Below are 17,065 nucleotides of genomic sequence, written 5' to 3' on the forward strand. Positions count from 1 at the left end.
CTTGTAGAGTATAGGTGCTTTTATGCGATTTTATTGCATGAAAAGTGAGCGTGATCTGGATCTCAACTTCTCATTAATATCCCTTTATGGGTATTAGTTCTCCCGGGCGATAGCGCGATAGGCGATATCGGTACGGAAGTAGACGTCATCCCAGTGGATCTCGTTGACCAGCTGATAGGCACTCTGTTGCGCCTGGGTGACGTTTTCACCCAAAGCCGTTGCGCATAGTACGCGGCCGCCATTGGTGACCACATGGCCATCCTTCATGCTGGTGCCGGCATGGAATACCTTGGCATCATCGCTGCCCAGGCTCAGTCCCTCGATCACATCATGCTTGCGATAGGCATCTGGGTAGCCACCTGCAGCCATTACCACACCCACGGCGGCGCGGCTGTCGAACTCGGCGGTGACCTTGTCCAGCTCGCCACGGGTGGCGGCCAGGCAGAGTTCAACTAGGTCAGACTTGAGACGCATCATGATAGGCTGGGTCTCTGGGTCGCCGAAGCGGCAGTTGTATTCCAGAACCTTGGCGCTACCATCTGGCGCAATCATCAGACCGGCGTAGAGGAAGCCTGTGTAGACATTGCCTTCGGCGGCCATACCGTCTACGGTTGGACGGATCACGTTTGCCACTGTCCAGTCGTGCACGGCTTGGGTCACAACCGGCGCAGGAGAGTAGGCACCCATGCCGCCAGTGTTGGGGCCGTTGTCGCCATTGTCTCTGGCCTTGTGGTCCTGGCTGCTGGCCATGGCCAGAATATTTTTGCCGTCGACCATGACGATGAAGCTGGCTTCTTCGCCTTTGAGGAACTCTTCGATCACTACGCGAGAACCCGCCTCGCCAAACTTGTTACCGGCCAACATATCTTCGATGGCGGCATCGGCCTCGGCCTGATCTTGGGCGATGATCACCCCTTTACCCGCCGCCAGGCCGTCGGCCTTGATGACGATAGGGAAGCCTGTCTTGGCGGTCACTTCGGTGACATATGCCTTGGCAGGATCGATCTCGGTAAAGTTCGAATAGGCTGCGGTAGGAATATTGTGGCGAGCCAGGAAGTCCTTGGTAAACGCCTTAGAAGACTCTAACTGCGCCGCGCCTTGGGTCGGGCCGAAGATAGGCAGATTCGCCTCGTTGAAGGCATCGACCACACCGAGAGACAGCGGCACTTCCGGGCCGACAATCGTCAGCTCGATCGCCTGATCCTTGGCAAAGGCAACCAGTTCAGAGATGGCTTCCACCGCGATGGCGACGTTTTCCAGCTTGGGCTCTAGCGCCGTGCCGGCGTTGCCTGGGGCAACGAAGACCTTCTCGACCAGGGGGGATTTAGCGGCCTTCCAGGCCAGGGCGTGTTCGCGTCCGCCGCTACCGATAACTAATACGTTCATGCTATATCCTTAAAATGGCGCCCGGGCTTGTGACCCAGGCGCGAAAGCAAATTAATGACGGAAGTGACGCATGCCGGTGAAGACCATGGCCATGCCATGTTCGTCGGCGGCGGCAATGATCTCTTCATCGCGAATCGAACCGCCCGGCTGGATGATGCAGCTGATACCGGCTGCCGCGGCCGCGTCTATACCATCGCGGAAGGGGAAGAAAGCATCGGATGCCATGACCGAACCCACGACTTCCAGGTTCTCGTCGGCCGCCTTGATACCGGCTACCTTGGCACTGTAGACGCGGCTCATCTGGCCGGCTCCCACGCCTATGGTCATGCTGTCTTTGGCGTAGACGATGGCGTTAGACTTAACGAACTTGGCCACCTTCCAGCAGAACATGAGATCTTTCATCTCGGCTTCGGTTGGTTGACGCTTGGTCACCACCTTGATGTCGCTCATTTCGACCATGCCCTGGTCTCTGTCTTGGATCAGCAGGCCGCCGTTGACGCGCTTGTAGTCCAGGCTGCGGGTCTTGGTATTCCATTGACCACATTCTAGTAGGCGAACGTTGGCCTTGGCCGCCACGACATCACGAGCCGCCTGGCTAACGACGGGAGCGATGATCACCTCGACGAATTGACGCTCGACGATGGCGCTGGCGGTCTCGGCGTCCAGCTCACCATTGAAGGCGATGATGCCACCGAAGGCCGAAGTTGGGTCTGTCTTGTAGGCACGGTTGTAGGCTTCCAGCAGATCCTTGCCGATGGCGACGCCACAAGGGTTGGCGTGCTTGACGATGACACAGGCTGGCTCGCTGAACTCTTTGACGCATTCTAGTGCGGCATCGGTATCGGCGATGTTGTTGTAAGAAAGGGCCTTACCCTGCAGCTGAGTCGCGCTGGCGACCGAGGCTTCGTCTATGTTGAGATCCACATAGAAGGCGGCGCTCTGGTGGCTGTTTTCGCCGTAACGCAGATCTTGCTTCTTCACCAACTGAGTGTTGTAGGTGCGTGGGAACTTAGAGTCCTGGTGACATTCGTCTTGGCTGTGTGCCGGTACCATGGTGCCGAAGTAGTTGGCGATCATGCCATCATAGGCGGCCGTGTGTTCGAAGGCGGCGATAGCCAGGTCGAAACGCGTCTCCAGCGTGGTGCTGCCCTGGTTAGCCTGCATCTCTGCGATCACGCGATCATAGTCTTTGGCGTTAACGATAATGGTGGTGTCTTTGTGGTTCTTCGCGGTAGAGCGCACCATAGTCGGGCCGCCAATGTCGATGTTTTCTACGGCGTCGGCCAGGGTACAGCCTTCTTTGGCCACAGTTTCGGCAAAGGGGTAGAGGTTAACGGCAACCAGATCGATAGGCTTAATGGCGTTCTGTTCCATCACTATCTCATCGATACCGCGACGGCCGAGGATGCCGCCGTGCACTTTAGGGTGCAGGGTCTTTACACGGCCGTCCATGATCTCAGGATGGCCTGTGTAGTCAGAGACTTCAATGACAGGCACACCGTTGTCTGCTAACAGACGGGCAGTGCCGCCGGTAGATAGCAGTTCAACACCTTGAGCATGCAGGGCTTTTGCAAACTCTAAGATTCCGGTTTTATCAGAAACGCTTAACAGCGCGCGACGAATAGGTCTGGCATTATTCATTTTAGGTACAGGGTCCAGTAGTTATTTTAAGGATCTTTCGGAAAACAGAACAGTTAGTCGCTGCTAACCCCAAGCGTATTGCTTTCCAAAAGCCCCTCAATTTTTTAACTCCCCATCGCGGCGCGCGTATTTTACCGTAAAACTGTGTGCCATGCTGTTTTTTTCTGTGCGATTTCACAATACGCCATGGCGAACAAGCAAGAGATTGCGATTTGCTGCAGAATAACCCTTGACCTTAGATTTAACTCTAAGGTTTATACTGGCATTAATGTGATGATGAAAGGCGCTAACGGAGGCAAGATGTATCGTATTGGAGAGTTGGCCAAACAGTGTGAGGTGAAGGCCGACACCCTGCGTTTCTATGAGAAACATGGCTTGTTGTCGCCATCGATGCGCAGCGAGTCGGGTTATCGACTCTATACCGAGCAGGATGCCGAACGCCTGCGCTTTATCCTGCGGGCCAAGGCGGTGGGCTTTACCCTGTCGGAGATCACCGAGCTGTTATCCATCGATCTCGACAAATCCAATTGGGCCTGCGCCGATGTCAAAGGGATGGTGGATATCAAGCTGGCCAATGTGGAAGAGAAGATTGCCGAGCTGAATCATTTCCGTCTGTCACTTCAACGGCTATCCGATGCCTGTTGTGGCGGGCCGGAAAGCGCCGAACATTGCTCTATTCTTGAGGCACTCGAGTCCAACGTCGAGGTGAAGTGTGAAAACCACAGTCATGATCACAGCGAAACCGAATATAAAACCAGTTGTAAGCTAAAGGGTTAACCTATGTTGTTATCTAATTTCATCGATCTCTTTCTCGATTCCGCGCCCTGGCTGCTGTTGGGCCTGGTGCTTGCCGGTATGTTGAAGATGTTTGTGCCCATGACCTGGATGCAGAAGCAGCTAGGGGGCCATGGGGTGAAGACGACCATCAAGGCAGCCGTGCTAGGCGCGCCCCTACCACTGTGCTCCTGCGGCGTGATCCCCGCCGCCGTCGGCCTGCGCCGCTCGGGCGCCTCTAAGGCGGCCACCACCTCATTTTTGGTATCTACCCCAGAGACGGGTATCGACTCGGTCAGCGTTTCTTATGTGCTGCTCGGTCCCTTCATGGCGGTGGTGAGACCTATCGCCGCAGTGACCAGCGCCATTGTGGCCGGTCTGCTGGTGGGCCGTGACGATGATGAAGGTCAGGTTGAGGAGATGGCTCAGGCGAGTTCGAATCAGCCCGTGACAGAGAAGGCAACCAAAGCAACGGCAAGCTGCTGTAGCGCTAGCAAGCCTGCCGAGAAGCCAGTGGTAAAACAAACGACATCCGCTTGCTGTGGTGACAAGTCGAGTGCTCCTGTGCGCATGACGGCAGATGCCTCGCCCATGATGATGCGCCCGGCAAGCTCGGATGCCCTGGTTAAACCCATGGCGGCGACAGCAGCTGTCAGTTCTTGCTGTAGCAGCAAGCAAGAGGTCAAAGTGGCTAGCTCATGCTGCTCGAGTGCTAGCACAGACAAGCAGAACACCAGCCAGTCTTCGGGTGAGAGTTGCTGTGAGTCCACCAAAGATGTTGCCACCGAGCTCAAGGGCACCTCGGTACTGGTGCGTATGGGCAAAGGCATGCATTACGCCGCCACCGACCTGGTGCGCGACACCACAGTCTGGCTGTTGATCGGCCTCTTCTTTGCGGCCTTGGTACAGACCTATGTGCCGGGGGATTTCATGGCCAAGTGGGGCGATGGCATCTTGGCCATGCTGGTGATGGTGCTTATCTCTGTACCTATGTATATCTGCGCCACGGCATCCACGCCTATCGCCGCGGGTCTCCTGCTGGCGGGCGTCTCGCCCGGCGCCGTGCTGGTGTTTATGCTGGCGGGCCCGGCGACGAATATCGCCACCCTGGGGGTAGTGACCAAGGAACTGGGTAAGCGCGCCCTCTATGGTTATCTCGGTGGTGTCTTGGGTGTGGCCCTGATCGCCGGAGTCTTGGTGAACTACCTGGTGGCAACCTTCGGTTTCGAGGTGATGCCTCAGGTGGGTGAGCAACATAACCTGTTGCCTGCCGTGGTGGTGAACGCCTCGGGCATCATACTGGCAATTTTGATGCTTAAGGTATTGCTGGCCAAGCTGCCGAAAAACTGGTGGCGCCGAGATTGCTGCTCATAACATCGAGTTAGCACATTCTAGTTAATAAAAAAGGCACTCTAATGAGTGCCTTTTTGCTGTCTGTTTAAGTCTAACTTAAGGTGCAGGAGTCTCTGCTGCGGCCTCGAAGTCACGCTCGGTCGTTGTACCTTGGGTGACTGTGACGTCTTGCTCATCCACATGGATGAAGAAAGGTGCCTCAACATCATCTGCGCCGTTGGCCACTTCTGGGTCATCGTTCTGTGCCAGACAGGTGTAACCTAGGCTGTAGTTAGCCGCGGCAACGAAGCCAAACTCATACTCATAGCCTGTCACTGTCTCGGTTTCGTCGGTAACAGGGTTAACACGTGCCGAGGCGATAGGGGCTACCTGAGGGTCGACAATGTCGGCTTCCAGGCGGAAGTCCAGCATATTCTCAAGCGTGGTTGCCGTTGGGTACAGATAGACGGCCGGGCGGAACTCAGAGCCACCGGCGGCGGCTTCACAGTCTGCCATCACGCTGGCGTCGATCATGCCGTGAATGGCACCGACTTCGGCGTTGTTAACCAGCTGTACTGCTGTAGGCTTAAGGGTCCAGTAGTCCTTGTTGCCGTGAGGCGCCTGTAGTCCCTGTGAGAGGTTAAACTCGGCGACGAAGTTGTTCACGCCTGCAGCAATGGTGAAGGCCTTGTTGAAGAAGAGGCGACCCGTACCAGGCTCTTCGGCGCCAACGCCGCCACAGCTACCGTTGCTGTTGGTGACTAGGCCTGCATCCATGTCATCCATGGTCTTAACATAAGAGCTGTTGGTGTCGGCCACTTCGCTGTTCTGCATATAGATACACATCTGGTATTCACCGACCGGGATAGACTGGCCGCTAACCAAAGTTTCGACTTCCTGACCCTGTACCGTCAGTAGATCAACGTGTTTCAGCTCACCGTCTTCGGATACGTCGAATGACAGAGATTCGCCGTTACCCTTAAGCACCACTTGTTTGAAGGCGATATTCACCACTTTGGCATCGGCTGGGTTATCTGAAACACCTAGGCTGAAGACACCTGTCTCTGGTGTTTCCGGCGTATCATCGCTGCCACCACAGGCGGCAAGCAGGCTGGTGAGTGTGATGGCGATAATCGATTTTGAATACTTCATAGGTTACCCGTTCGTCATGTTGGTTTATCAAGTATGCCCGGCTCGCCATCCCGGAGAGTAGATGGTAAGCCAGGCAGCTTGATGGGGTTATTTATTTTAATCAGTGCAGCTATAAGGATAGGTGAACAGACGCCTAAGTCCACAGAAAATTGCGCTAAAGAGGTAAGTATTAATAAAGTTTAATAGGTCGGGCAGTGAGCACTCACTCTTTGCGCCAAGCCCTTGGCACAAGTCAAAAAAATAACAATGGATAGCAATAAAAAAAGCGATTCGTGCGCAAGTGCTACGAATCGCTTTTATAACAGAACAAGCTAATAGCGTTAGCCTGTTAAACTTTTATTTATGCCTTGATATCGGCGTTGTGGTAGACGTTTTGTACGTCGTCACAGTCTTCCAGCGCGGCCTGGAATTTCTCGAACTGGGCGATCACTTCAGGGTCGCTGAGCTCTGTCATGGTCTGAGGCACGAAGGCGATCTCTTCCACTTCCAGTTCTGTCTCAGGGAAGGCTTCGTTGAGGGCCGTCTTCGCCTTGTAAAACTCTGTATTTGGCGCAAATACGCTTATGATGCCATCTTCTACTTCGATGTCGGCGACGTCGACGTCGGCCATCATCAGGGCCTCAAGCACGGCCTCTTCATCTTCGCCCTTGAAGGCAAATACCGCTTGATGATCGAACATATGACCTACAGTGCCAGGGCTGCCCAGCTTGGCATCGTTTTTCACGAACGCCTGACGCACCTCGGTAAAGGTACGCTTACCGTTGTCGGTCAGACAGTCGACGATCACCATGGTGCCGCCAGGACCAAAGCCTTCGTAACGTGCAGTTTCATAGTCTTCACCGCCGCCACCCTTGGCTTTCTCCAGGGCGCGTTCGATGACATGAGCAGGAACCTGATCTTTCTTAGCCTTGGTGATCATATGGCGTAGTGCCAGGTTGCCGTCAGGATCGAAGCCACCGTTCTTTGCGCAAACATAGAGTTCTTTGCCGTAACGAGAGTAGAGTCTCGTCTTCTGCCCAGCCGTTTTGGCCATAGATTCTTTGCGGTTCTGGTATGCTCTTCCCATCTTGCGATATCTCTTTAAGCGAAAAAAATTGGGCCAATGTTAGCAGCTTTGTCGACGATTTTGCAGACTCCGCTGCTTATTTTGTCAAAACTGTGGCGCGCGAACCGCTAACGCTCGGGTGGGGTAATGAAATCTGGGATCTCCAGGATCTCTCCGGGCCTACGGTCAAACAGCGCCTGATAGATATAATCGATAAAGGCGCGGTACTTGCGGGGCAGGTAGGCCCTATGGGGAAAGCTCAGGGTAATGGCGGTCTGCGCCATGGGGAAGTCGGTCAACAGCGGGATCAATAGCCCTTCCTCTATGGCTGCCTGTGCCACCAGGGTCGGCGCCGTGGCGACTCCCAGCCCTTCGATGGCCGCCTCGCGCGCCAGGGTGACATTGTTAACGGTTAGCTGGGCCTCGGGCTCAATGGTGACCCACTGCTGGCCATCGAACAGGGTCCAGCCACCGTCGATATGGGTCGACTTGAGGCGAATCGCCTTGTGGCTTATCAGATCTTGCGGTGTGGCGGGGATGCCATAGCGCGCCAGGTAGCTTGGACTGGCCACCAAGGATTTGTCTGTGTTGAGTATCCGGTAGGATTGCAGCCGCGAGTCGCGCACATCGGACACCTGAAACAGAATGTCTATGCCTTCCTCTATCATGTCGACCTTACGGTTGGTCAGTTCGGCGTCCAGAGTCATCCCGGGGTTGGCCTCGAGGAAGCGGGCGAAGATACGGCCGAAGAACAGCTGTCCCAGTTCTATGGGGCAGACTATCTTCAGGTTGCCCTTGATGGTCTCCTGGCTGGCGCTGAGTTGATCTTCCGCGCTCTGCAGATCCATCAGGATCCTCTGTATCTTGTTGTAATAGATGCTACCGGCCTCGGTGAGCTTGAGGGCCCGAGTGGTGCGATACAGCAGCTGCACCCCGGTATCGGTTTCAAGCTCGGCAATCTTACGGCTCACCGTCGCCTTGGTGAGACCCATCGCCTTGGCTGCGGCGGTGAAGCTGCCTTTTTCCACCACCTGGGCGAACATCTGAATACGATTCAAATCCATCTATTGTTACACCTGTGAAACAGTTGGTAATTTTTTAACTGTCTAATAAACATTATAAGACAGTAGTAAACTATCAAATTCTAATCAAGGTGTTTATTCGTGGGGGTTGGATGTCAAAACGTCGCCTATTTATCGTGCTGCCGCTGCTGTTGCTCGCAGCTGTGGTTGCCGGCTACTACTGGTGGAGTCAGGTGAGGTTCATCGAATCGACCGACAACGCCTATGTCGAGGCCGATATCTCTAATATCAGTGTTAAGGTGCCGGGTTATGTGGTGACCGCTAAGGTGACAGATAACCAGCATGTGGAGCAGGGACAGCTGCTGGCCGAGCTGGAGTCGAATCAGTATCGCGCCAAGGTGAGTCAGAGTCAGGCCAGTCTGCAGAGTCGTCAGGCAGAGCTGCAGACCCTGTCGGCCAAGGTGACGCTGCAACAGGCGATCATCCGTCAGGCGGCAGCCGGGGTGGCCAGTGCCGAGGCGGAGAAGATCCGCGCAGAGCAGCAGCTAAAGCGTACCACCAAGTTAAGACACAGAGACTACAGCTCACAAGATGAGGTGGATCAGGCGACGGCGGCCTTCGATTCGGCCGTAGGTCATTTAGATGAGGCCAAGGCGGCCCTGGTGGCCAAGCAGGCGGAGCTGGCGGTGCTTAACGCCCAGCTGAACCAGAGTCAGTCCCAGGTGGCGCAGGCCAAGGCGGGGCTGGAGCTGGCCGAGATCCAGCTTGCCGATACTCAGATCAGAGCCCCCTTCTCCGGGGTGATAGGCAAACGCGGCGCCCTGACCGGCCAATATGTGCAGCCGGGGCAGTCGCTCTACAGTTTGGTGCCGGATGGCGCGGTGTGGATCACCGCCAACTTCAAGGAAACCCAGATCCAGCATATGCAGCCTGGGCAGTTGGTACAGGTTCATCTCGACGCGTTTCCCGACCAGGAGTTTACTGGTGTGATCGATAGCCTGGCACCGGCCTCTGGCGCCAAATTCAGTCTGTTGCCGGCGGAAAATGCCACCGGCAACTTTACCAAGATAGTGCAGCGCATTCCTGTGCGTATCCGTTTGGCGTTGGATGAGAGCATCAACATAGTGCCCGGTCTTAGTGCCGTGGTGAAGGTAGATACCCGGGGCGCGCCGCAAGACACAGTGATCGCCAGCAATCGTAAGCAGGTTTCGGTTAAGGCCACCCAATGAGCAGCGTGAGCGCCACCCAGGCACTTCCGCCTCAGGCCGCAGAGTCAGAGGTTCAAGCAGCCAGGCCCCAGGGTTATGAGCGCGGCAGCCTTCGCTCCTGGGTCGCCGTATTCGCCGGCCTGCTTGGTGCCTTCATGGCGATTTTAGATATTCAGATCACCAACGCCTCGATGAAGGAGATCCAGGGCAGCCTGGGGGCGACCCTGGAGGAGGGCTCCTGGATTGCTACCGCCTATCTGGTGGCCGAGATGATCGCCATTCCCCTGTCGGGCTGGTTGAGTCAGGGGCTGTCGGTGAGGCGTTATCTGCTGTGGACCACGGCGGCCTTCATCTTAGCGTCATTCCTCTGCTCGCTCGCCTGGAATCTGGAGGCGATGATCGCCTTTCGCGCTCTGCAGGGCTTCTTCGGCGGCGCGCTGATCCCCCTGGCTTTTCGGTTAATCCTGGAACTGCTGCCCGAGGAGAAGCGTGCCACTGGCATGGCGCTGTTTGGCGTGACCGCCACCTTCGCACCGTCTATCGGCCCCACCCTGGGTGGCTGGCTGACCGAGCAGTTTAGCTGGCACTATCTCTTCTATATCAATATTCCCCCCGGGCTCCTGGTGATGGCAATGCTCGCCTATGGCCTGAGATCTCGCCCCATCGACTGGGACAAGCTGAAGAACGCCGATTATTCCGGCATAGTCACCATGGCGCTGGGCATGGGCTGTCTCGAGGTGGTGCTGGAGGAGGGCAATCGTAAGGACTGGTTTGGCTCGGAGCTGATCCAGCATCTGGCCATCATTGCGGTCATCAATATCGCCCTGTTTGTCTTTATTCAGCTGCGTAAGTCGTCGCCGCTGGTGAACCTCAGATTACTGGCGCAGCGTGACTTCGCCCTGTCGACCCTGGCCTATTTTCTGCTGGGGATGGCGTTGTTCTCGGCCATCTATATGATCCCCCTCTATCTGTCACAGATCCATGACTATAGTCCGCTGGAGATAGGTGAGGTGATCATGTGGATGGGCTTTCCGCAACTCCTGGTACTGCCGCTGGTTCCCAGACTATTGCAAAGATTTGACGGGCGTTACCTGGCGGCCTTCGGTTTTAGCATGTTTGCCCTGAGTTACTACATGAACAGCCATATGACGCTGGATTTTGCCGGCGATCAGATGATAGCCGCGCAGATTGTCAGGGCCCTGGGCCAACCCTTCATCCTGGTGCCCATCGGCATTATCGCCACTATGCATATCAGCGCCCAGCAGACGCCGTCGGCCTCGACCGTGCTCAATGTTATCCGCAATCTGGGTGGCGCCTTCGGCATCGCACTGGTGGCGACCCTGATCGACAATCAGTCGCGTACCCACCTGGCGGAGATGAAACAGACGGTGACGGCTGTGAGTAGCCAGGCCTATCAATATCTGCAGCAGAGCAGTCAGCTATTTGTTCAGGCGGGTTCGGATCCCGTTACCGCCCAGGCGCAGGCCAAGGCAATGTTGGCCAAGACCATGACGCAGCAGGCCTATGTTCAGGCCTATAATGATGTGTTTCTCATCATCTCTGTGCTGCTGATGTTGGCGGTAGTGGCCGTGCTGCTGATCCGCAAGCCTAACGCCGATGAATCAGGCGCGGCCTAGGTAATCGCCAATAGTTAGCGACCACCTATAGCAGCTAGCACCTGGCTAAGAGCCAGTTATACCAATCACAGTAAATATGTGATCAGAAATAGCGCAGGAAAAACGCTTGAGAACAAAGCAGGATTTTTAGATAAGTAGTTATTCTACAATTAAAAATACTAATACAGTTATCGAGCGTTTTAACAAGCTAGAATGATTAATTATTTATTACGATTGGTATTAGAGCATAGATAGGCTTATCTGCTCGAAGGGGTAAACCTGGCCGCCAAATTCGGCGGCAAAGGCGCTGGCATCTTGCTGCTTGCCAAAGCTGGCCAGCGTCTTACCCATGGCGCCCGTCTGGCTGGAACCCACTACGTACCAGGCCTGTCTGGCGTCGATGAAGTGGCTATCCTGTGGCGCCTGCCAGGGGCTCTTGGCCATGTCGTGGACATAGATCTCCTTGACCTGCTTTTGGTATTCGGGATCCAGCAGGAAGCTAAACAGATCCCGGGTCGAGCAGAACTTCTTCACTGTCTGCTCTGTCTTGAGATAGAGCTCCCCCTTGGGGCCGGGAAAATTACCGATTAACATGCCGCACAGGTGGCACTCGTCGCCGTGCTCCATGACGACCGCCTGACGAATTGGACTCGAGGTATCCTCTTGCCCACAGGCACTTAGGCCCAGCAGGAGCAGGCAGAATAGGCTAACGAAGAGTGATGAGCTTGAATTTAAGGCTTGGCGCATTAGAGTGTCTTCCTGTTAAAGATTAAGGCGGCTAAGGTGAGTGGCGCGAATACCCAGGCCAGGAGCAGCGAAAACAAGCCGCCGGCCGACATGCTGCTATTGATGGCCACCGCCAGCACACCGTTGACATCCTTGGTATCCAGGCTGGCGAGATTCACCAGACGGAAGAGATCCGCCGGATTGAGCATCATCAGCTGCACCAACTGCTGCTGACTCAGCCCCTCCTCTATGCCAACCAACACCGCCAGCAGGGCGAGATCGAACACCAGCACGAAGAAGAACCAGAGCATCAGCGCCAGTCCGGCGGCCTTAGACTTCTCACTCACCGACAGGCTGATCACATAGGCGATGCTGATGAAGCAGAGGCCGAGCAGGATCGCGGTGGCGATAAACAGGCCGAAGCTCTGCAGCACCGCGTTGGCATCGGATTGGCTGGCGAGCAGCACCGCGGCACTGCCAAAGCCCAGGCTGGTGGCCAGTGCCATGATGGCCCCCTGGCCGACAAACTTGCCCAGCAGCAGCTGGGTGTGGCTGATGGGGTAGGTGAGCAGCAACAGCAGGGTGCCGGCCTCCTGCTCGCCGACGAAGCTGTCGTAGGCCAGCAGCAGGGCGATCAGCGGGATCAGAAACACCGCCAGGCTCGACAGGCTGGCGATGGTGGACGACAGCGAGACGCTGCCCAGCTGCCCAGAGGCGACCGAGCCGTAGTAGCTGAGCCCCAGGGAGAGCACGGCAAAGATGAGGGTGATGGAGATCAGCCAGCGATTGCGCAGCCCGTCCTGAAACTCCTTGATGGCGACGGCGAGAATGGCATTCATTGTGTTGGCCCTCCCTGGTGGCTGGCATCCGGGCTGCTTGCGCCGGTGCCTTGGCCGAGATAATGCTGGTAGACACGTTCAAGATCGGCGGGTTCGACGCGAATATCCCCCAGCTGATCCAGTTCGACCAGCTGACGTATGATGGCGAGTTTTTCCTGCTCGGGTACCAGTAGCTGATCCGGGGCGATCAGGTATGGGGTGAATCTGGCATCCTGTTTCAGGGCGCCGTTGAGCCCCTGGGTCTTGATGGCCACGGGGAGTTTCGCCTGCTGTCTGAGCTCGCTCAGGCTACCTTTGGCCAGCAGGCGGCCGCCGGAGATGATCAACGCGCGGTCGATATGCTGCTCGACGCCGGGCAGCACATGGGAGCAAAGTATGATGCTGGCGCCCGCGCTCTTGAGCTTGTCGACGCTGGCGTAAAACTCCTGGGTGGCGATGGGATCCAGCCCCACGGTCGGCTCATCGAGTAATAGCAGCTTAGGGCTGCCCAGAAAGGCTTGTGCCAGGCCAAGACGCTGACGCATCCCCTTGGAGTAGGTCTTTACCTGACGATCCATGGCGTGGGTAAGGCCCACCTGCTGCAGGAGTTGTTCGAACGCCTGTTTAGGCACCGACTTGAGCCGGGCAAAGTAGCGCAGCACCTCGCGTCCGGTGAGTTGATCGTAGAAGCTGACATTCTCGGGCAGGTAGCCAACCTGTTTGCGGGCCTCGAAGGCCTGCTTGGAGAGGGGATCCTGGCCAAATACCTTCACCTGGCCGTCTGAGGGTGGGATGATCCCCAGCACCAGCTTCATGATGGTGGTCTTGCCGGCGCCGTTGTGGCCAAACAGCCCCATGACTTCGCCGGGGAATAGCTCAAAATCGACCTGCTGGAGCGCGGCGACCTTGCCATAGTGCTTGGCGACACCGCTTAGGGAGACTATGGGTCTCGAAGGAGAAGATGCTTGCATTGTGTCACTCTGCCTCATTAATAACTGCCTGCCGGGCACCCAGAGAGGGGGCCTGCATGAGTGGAAAACTGTCTTTGACGCCTACGGGTTTGAGCACAGGAAACTGGGTCTGTATCCAGCGCAGGATTAGCACGGCCGGGCTGTCCAGCAGCATCTTGGCCTCTGGATATTGCCAGATCAGCTTGTCGATACCGTCGTTGGGCTCGAAGGGTCTGTCGCCATAGCCGTCGTTGTCGAGATCCCAGCCCAGGTAGTTGCTCCAGAAGTTACCGGCGCCATCCTGGCTCCATTCTGCCTGACGGTTGGCGACATATTTCACCTGCAGCGGATTGTTGATGAAGCTGTTAGCAAACACCTTGGTATGCTCCGATCCTGCGGTCAGGTGTATGCCGATCTCGGCGGTGTCGATCAGGTTATGATCTATGCTGTTGTAGGCCGAGTTATAGACAAACAGCCCCTTGCCTTCACGGCCCAGCACCTTGTTTTCCGGCTTGGTCCAGACGCGGTAGATGCGGTTATGGCTGATCTCAGAGTAGGTGATGAAGTTCATCAGGAAACCATAGTCCTGGCTGTCGCGGCTCTCGTTGCCGCTGACGGTGAGGTGGCGTGAGCTCATCAGGGCATAACCGGCGCGCGTGTCGTAGGCCAGGTTGTCCAGCACTTGATTGCTATGGGAATACATGTAATGGATCCCGTAACGCAGGTCATGCATGGTATTGTTTGTAATAGTGTTGTTCTGACTTGAGATGATGTAGATGCCGTCGCGGGTCTGGCTGACCTCGTTGTCGCTTACCTCGACATTCTGCACTATGGAGAGCTGGATCCCATTGCCTCTGTCGGCGGATCTGAGCGCCGGGTTGCCCTGGATGCGATTGTGGTGAACCTTGATCGCTTTACCCTTCTGCAGCCAGATACCGAAGCCGTCACCCTTTAGCTGATTCTCTCTGATAGTGAGCTGGCTGGCGCTTTGGTCCGAGTAGATGCCGGCGTTCTGTGCGGTGAGGTCATCGCCCCAGTTGACGATCCTGAGTCTTTCTATGGTGACGTTAGAGCTTTGCAGTAGCAGTGCATTGCCCTTGCCCTGGGCATCTATGATGCTGGTGTAGCCGTCGGCGCCAGAGAGGGTTATCCCCTTGTTGACGACGAAGTTGCCCAGATAGCGGCCCGGATGTAGCTGGATGGTATCGCCCGCTTTGGCACTCTCTAGCACCTGCTGAAGATCTTGCTCGGGTGTCACCTGAATATCCGCCGCCTGAGTGGGCAGCGCCAGCATGACACAAAGCATTGTGCATAGCAGGCCGGATATGGTCTTGGGTGTTTCTTGGCTGTGGTTCAAAGCGTTTTACACCTCTTGCGCTTATCGCTTTATTTTTCCGCTTTTTACTTGCTTGTTTTTACCGCTGTTCTCATCGAGAAGGCAAGTGCCTGACGCAGTGCGTCAGGCCCTTGCATCACGCTTAGGCTTCTACCAGCATGCGGCCACGCATCTCCATGTGGAGGGCGTGACAGAACCAGTTACAGTAGTACCACTGCACGCCTGGCTTGTCGGCGATAAAGGTGACAGACGCCGTGGCCTGCGGGCCAATCTCCATCTGTACCCCATGGTTGGTCATACAGAAGCCGTGGGTCACGTCTTCCACCTGATCCAGGTTGGTGACCACCACAGTGACCTCATCGCCCAGCTTGACCTTAAACTCGCTCAGGCCATAGTTAGGTGCCACAGAAGTCATGTAGACACGTACCTTGTTGCCGTCGCGAATCACCTTGTTGTCCATCATGAGGCGAACGCCGTCTTTCTTGGCCATGGCAACGGTATCGGCAAATAGAGGATCGTCACGGGTCCAGAGCTTCTTCGGCTTGAGCTTGCTGCGATGCACTATGATGCAGTCATGGGGCTCGGCGAAGGTCGGGCCGTCGTGTACCAGTTTCATCTCGTCGCCTGAGATATCGATCAGCTGGTCGTTCTCTGGACGCAGCGGCCCGACGGGCAGGAATCTGTCCTTGGAGAACTTACACAGAGATACCAACCACTTACCGTCGGCGTCGCGGGTTTCGCCCTGAGAGGTATGGTTATGGCCCGGCTGATAGTGTACGTCCAGCTTCTGGCGCAGGTAATTCACCTTCTTGCCCTGATAGGCCTGAATCGCTTCCTCTACGTTCCACTTGGCGATCTGGCTGTCGAGGAAGAGGGTGGTGTAGGCGTAGCCCTTGTTGTCGAATGCCGTGTGTAGCGGGCCGAGGCCCAGCTCAGGTTCACCGACGATGGCATCTCTTGGCTTGATCTTGTCGTCGAACAGGTCGTCCAGCTTCTCGATGGAGATGATAGAGACGGTAGGTGACAGCTTACCGTTGGCGACAAAGTATTTGCCGCTTGGTGAGGTGTTCAGGCCGTGAGGCGACTTAGGCACAGGAATGTAGCGGGTTAGATCTGACCCCTTACGGCCATCCAGTACAGGTACATTGTTGCCGTTGTAGGTCTTGAACTTACCGGCCTTGACCGCGGCTTCACAGCGAGCCAGGTTGAAGATCACCACATGGTCACGCTCGGCGGTGATCATCTCGCTGAGGTTCATGCCCATCTCTGAGTTGTAGCAGGTAGAGGCAAAGTACTTGCCGTCATAGTCGGCGTCTGTGTTATCCAGGTTGCCATCGACCATGACCTGGAAGGCCACTTCCATCTTCTCGGCGTCGATCACGTTGAACAGTGAGCGGTAGGTGCTGACATCTTCCAATGTCTCCTTACCATTGTTGTCCATGGGGATCTCGAACTCGCCGTTACAGATGACATACTTGGTATAGGGAACCTTCTGTACGCGCAAACCGTGGATGGCCTGGGCATTAGGCACAGTGATCATCTTATCTGTCTTCATGACGTCACAACGGATACGCGCCACGCGTGTGTTGGCCTTGTCGTTGATAAACAGATACTTACCATCATAACGACCGTCTTGCATACTCATGTGAGGATGGTGGGCATCGCCCGCCAGCAGGTGAGCGCTGTCGCCCTTGACCGCCTTACTTTCGTTGGTGATGCCCCAGCCGGTGGCACTGTCGATGTTAAATACCGGAATGCGCATTAATTCACGCATAGAAGGCAGGCCCATGATACGGACTTCGCCAGAGTGTCCACCGCTCCAGAAACCATAATATTCGTCCAGCTCACCCGGATGTACCACTGGGCTGTTGCCAGCCTCGGCCGCCTGAGCCTTGGCCATCGAGGCGAACATGGCGGCGCTCATGGGCGCGGCGACTGCGCCGGCGCCGAGCAGGGCCGTCTTGCCCATAAACTCGCGTCGTCCGGCGTTCTCCAACTGGTTTGCCGGTTTGTTATTGTTATCTTGCATAGTCCATCTCCATCATAGTTGTATTGACTT

General features: G+C 56.0%; 14 protein-coding genes. 4 read left to right on the forward strand and 10 right to left on the reverse strand.

Annotated elements, in window-relative coordinates:
• Positions 1-93: 93 nt before the first annotated feature.
• Together purD and purH are read right to left on the reverse strand one after the other, a co-directional pair.
• On the reverse strand, positions 94-1,386 hold the full coding sequence (gene purD, locus DB48_RS08335; RefSeq protein ID WP_041509839.1) for a phosphoribosylamine--glycine ligase: 1,293 nt from the start codon (positions 1,384-1,386) through the stop codon (positions 94-96).
• Positions 1,387-1,437: 51 nt separating this feature from the next.
• Positions 1,438-3,027, reverse strand: a complete 1,590-nt coding sequence (gene purH / locus DB48_RS08340) for a bifunctional phosphoribosylaminoimidazolecarboxamide formyltransferase/IMP cyclohydrolase (protein WP_041509840.1) — start codon at positions 3,025-3,027, stop codon at positions 1,438-1,440.
• A 300-nt stretch (positions 3,028-3,327) separates the two neighbouring features.
• Between purH and zntR the strand changes: the two genes are divergently transcribed.
• Together zntR and DB48_RS08350 are read left to right on the forward strand one after the other, a co-directional pair.
• On the forward strand, positions 3,328-3,804 hold the full coding sequence (gene zntR / locus DB48_RS08345; protein ID WP_041509891.1) for a Zn(2+)-responsive transcriptional regulator: 477 nt from the start codon (positions 3,328-3,330) through the stop codon (positions 3,802-3,804).
• Between the two features lie 3 nt (positions 3,805-3,807).
• On the forward strand, positions 3,808-5,175 hold the full coding sequence (locus DB48_RS08350) for an SO_0444 family Cu/Zn efflux transporter (RefSeq protein WP_041509841.1): 1,368 nt from the start codon (positions 3,808-3,810) through the stop codon (positions 5,173-5,175).
• 75 nt (positions 5,176-5,250) lie between these two features.
• Here the strand turns inward: DB48_RS08350 and DB48_RS08355 are convergent, their stop codons facing one another.
• The 3 genes from DB48_RS08355 to DB48_RS08365 form a co-directional block, all read right to left on the reverse strand.
• Positions 5,251-6,285, reverse strand: a complete 1,035-nt coding sequence (locus DB48_RS08355; RefSeq protein ID WP_041509842.1) for a DUF4382 domain-containing protein — start codon at positions 6,283-6,285, stop codon at positions 5,251-5,253.
• Between the two features lie 340 nt (positions 6,286-6,625).
• Positions 6,626-7,351 (reverse strand): YebC/PmpR family DNA-binding transcriptional regulator, encoded by a 726-nt coding sequence (locus tag DB48_RS08360; protein WP_041509843.1) that lies wholly within the window; start codon positions 7,349-7,351, stop codon positions 6,626-6,628.
• 107 nt (positions 7,352-7,458) lie between these two features.
• Positions 7,459-8,394 (reverse strand): LysR family transcriptional regulator, encoded by a 936-nt coding sequence (locus DB48_RS08365; RefSeq protein ID WP_041509844.1) that lies wholly within the window; start codon positions 8,392-8,394, stop codon positions 7,459-7,461.
• Positions 8,395-8,504: 110 nt separating this feature from the next.
• Here DB48_RS08365 and DB48_RS08370 point away from each other — a divergent pair, with 110 nt between their 5' ends.
• Positions 8,505-9,581: an HlyD family secretion protein gene (locus tag DB48_RS08370; protein ID WP_041509845.1), complete on the forward strand. Its 1,077-nt coding sequence runs from the start codon at positions 8,505-8,507 to the stop codon at positions 9,579-9,581.
• The gene (locus tag DB48_RS08375) at positions 9,578-11,197 is read left to right on the forward strand and encodes a DHA2 family efflux MFS transporter permease subunit (protein ID WP_041509846.1); all 1,620 of its coding nucleotides are present in this window, start codon (positions 9,578-9,580) and stop codon (positions 11,195-11,197) included. Before DB48_RS08370 ends, DB48_RS08375 begins: the two co-directional genes overlap by 4 nt.
• 219 nt (positions 11,198-11,416) lie before the next feature.
• Here the strand turns inward: DB48_RS08375 and DB48_RS08380 are convergent, their stop codons facing one another.
• The 5 genes from DB48_RS08380 to nosZ form a co-directional block, all read right to left on the reverse strand.
• Positions 11,417-11,923: a nitrous oxide reductase accessory protein NosL gene (locus tag DB48_RS08380; RefSeq protein WP_041509847.1), complete on the reverse strand. Its 507-nt coding sequence runs from the start codon at positions 11,921-11,923 to the stop codon at positions 11,417-11,419.
• Positions 11,923-12,741: an ABC transporter permease gene (locus DB48_RS08385; RefSeq protein ID WP_041509848.1), complete on the reverse strand. Its 819-nt coding sequence runs from the start codon at positions 12,739-12,741 to the stop codon at positions 11,923-11,925. The genes DB48_RS08380 and DB48_RS08385 overlap by 1 nt, the downstream gene beginning before the upstream one ends.
• A complete protein-coding gene (locus DB48_RS08390) occupies positions 12,738-13,691 on the reverse strand; it encodes an ABC transporter ATP-binding protein (RefSeq protein ID WP_041509849.1) in 954 nt (317 codons plus the stop codon). Before DB48_RS08390 ends, DB48_RS08385 begins: the two co-directional genes overlap by 4 nt.
• A gap of 4 nt (positions 13,692-13,695) precedes the next feature.
• Positions 13,696-14,964 (reverse strand): nitrous oxide reductase family maturation protein NosD, encoded by a 1,269-nt coding sequence (locus DB48_RS08395; protein ID WP_235375368.1) that lies wholly within the window; start codon positions 14,962-14,964, stop codon positions 13,696-13,698.
• Between the two features lie 184 nt (positions 14,965-15,148).
• The gene (gene nosZ, locus DB48_RS08400) at positions 15,149-17,035 is read right to left on the reverse strand and encodes a TAT-dependent nitrous-oxide reductase (protein ID WP_041509851.1); all 1,887 of its coding nucleotides are present in this window, start codon (positions 17,033-17,035) and stop codon (positions 15,149-15,151) included.
• Between the last annotated feature and the right edge of the window lie 30 nt (positions 17,036-17,065).

Source organism: Shewanella sp. cp20, assembly GCF_000832025.1.
GTDB lineage: Bacteria > Pseudomonadota > Gammaproteobacteria > Enterobacterales > Shewanellaceae > Shewanella.

Coding starts and splice junctions, on each gene's coding strand:
- DB48_RS08365 (WP_041509844.1), bottom strand. CDS start 8,394: ATGGATTTGAATCGTATTCAGATGTTCGCCCAGGTGGTGGAAAAAGGC.
- DB48_RS08385 (WP_041509848.1), bottom strand. CDS start 12,741: ATGAATGCCATTCTCGCCGTCGCCATCAAGGAGTTTCAGGACGGGCTG.
- DB48_RS08375 (WP_041509846.1), top strand. CDS start 9,578: ATGAGCAGCGTGAGCGCCACCCAGGCACTTCCGCCTCAGGCCGCAGAG.
- DB48_RS08355 (WP_041509842.1), bottom strand. CDS start 6,285: ATGAAGTATTCAAAATCGATTATCGCCATCACACTCACCAGCCTGCTT.
- purD (WP_041509839.1), bottom strand. CDS start 1,386: ATGAACGTATTAGTTATCGGTAGCGGCGGACGCGAACACGCCCTGGCC.
- DB48_RS08390 (WP_041509849.1), bottom strand. CDS start 13,691: ATGCAAGCATCTTCTCCTTCGAGACCCATAGTCTCCCTAAGCGGTGTC.
- DB48_RS08350 (WP_041509841.1), top strand. CDS start 3,808: ATGTTGTTATCTAATTTCATCGATCTCTTTCTCGATTCCGCGCCCTGG.
- zntR (WP_041509891.1), top strand. CDS start 3,328: ATGTATCGTATTGGAGAGTTGGCCAAACAGTGTGAGGTGAAGGCCGAC.
- DB48_RS08395 (WP_235375368.1), bottom strand. CDS start 14,964: ATGCTGGCGCTGCCCACTCAGGCGGCGGATATTCAGGTGACACCCGAG.
- purH (WP_041509840.1), bottom strand. CDS start 3,027: ATGAATAATGCCAGACCTATTCGTCGCGCGCTGTTAAGCGTTTCTGAT.
- DB48_RS08370 (WP_041509845.1), top strand. CDS start 8,505: ATGTCAAAACGTCGCCTATTTATCGTGCTGCCGCTGCTGTTGCTCGCA.
- DB48_RS08360 (WP_041509843.1), bottom strand. CDS start 7,351: ATGGGAAGAGCATACCAGAACCGCAAAGAATCTATGGCCAAAACGGCT.
- DB48_RS08380 (WP_041509847.1), bottom strand. CDS start 11,923: ATGCGCCAAGCCTTAAATTCAAGCTCATCACTCTTCGTTAGCCTATTC.
- nosZ (WP_041509851.1), bottom strand. CDS start 17,035: ATGCAAGATAACAATAACAAACCGGCAAACCAGTTGGAGAACGCCGGA.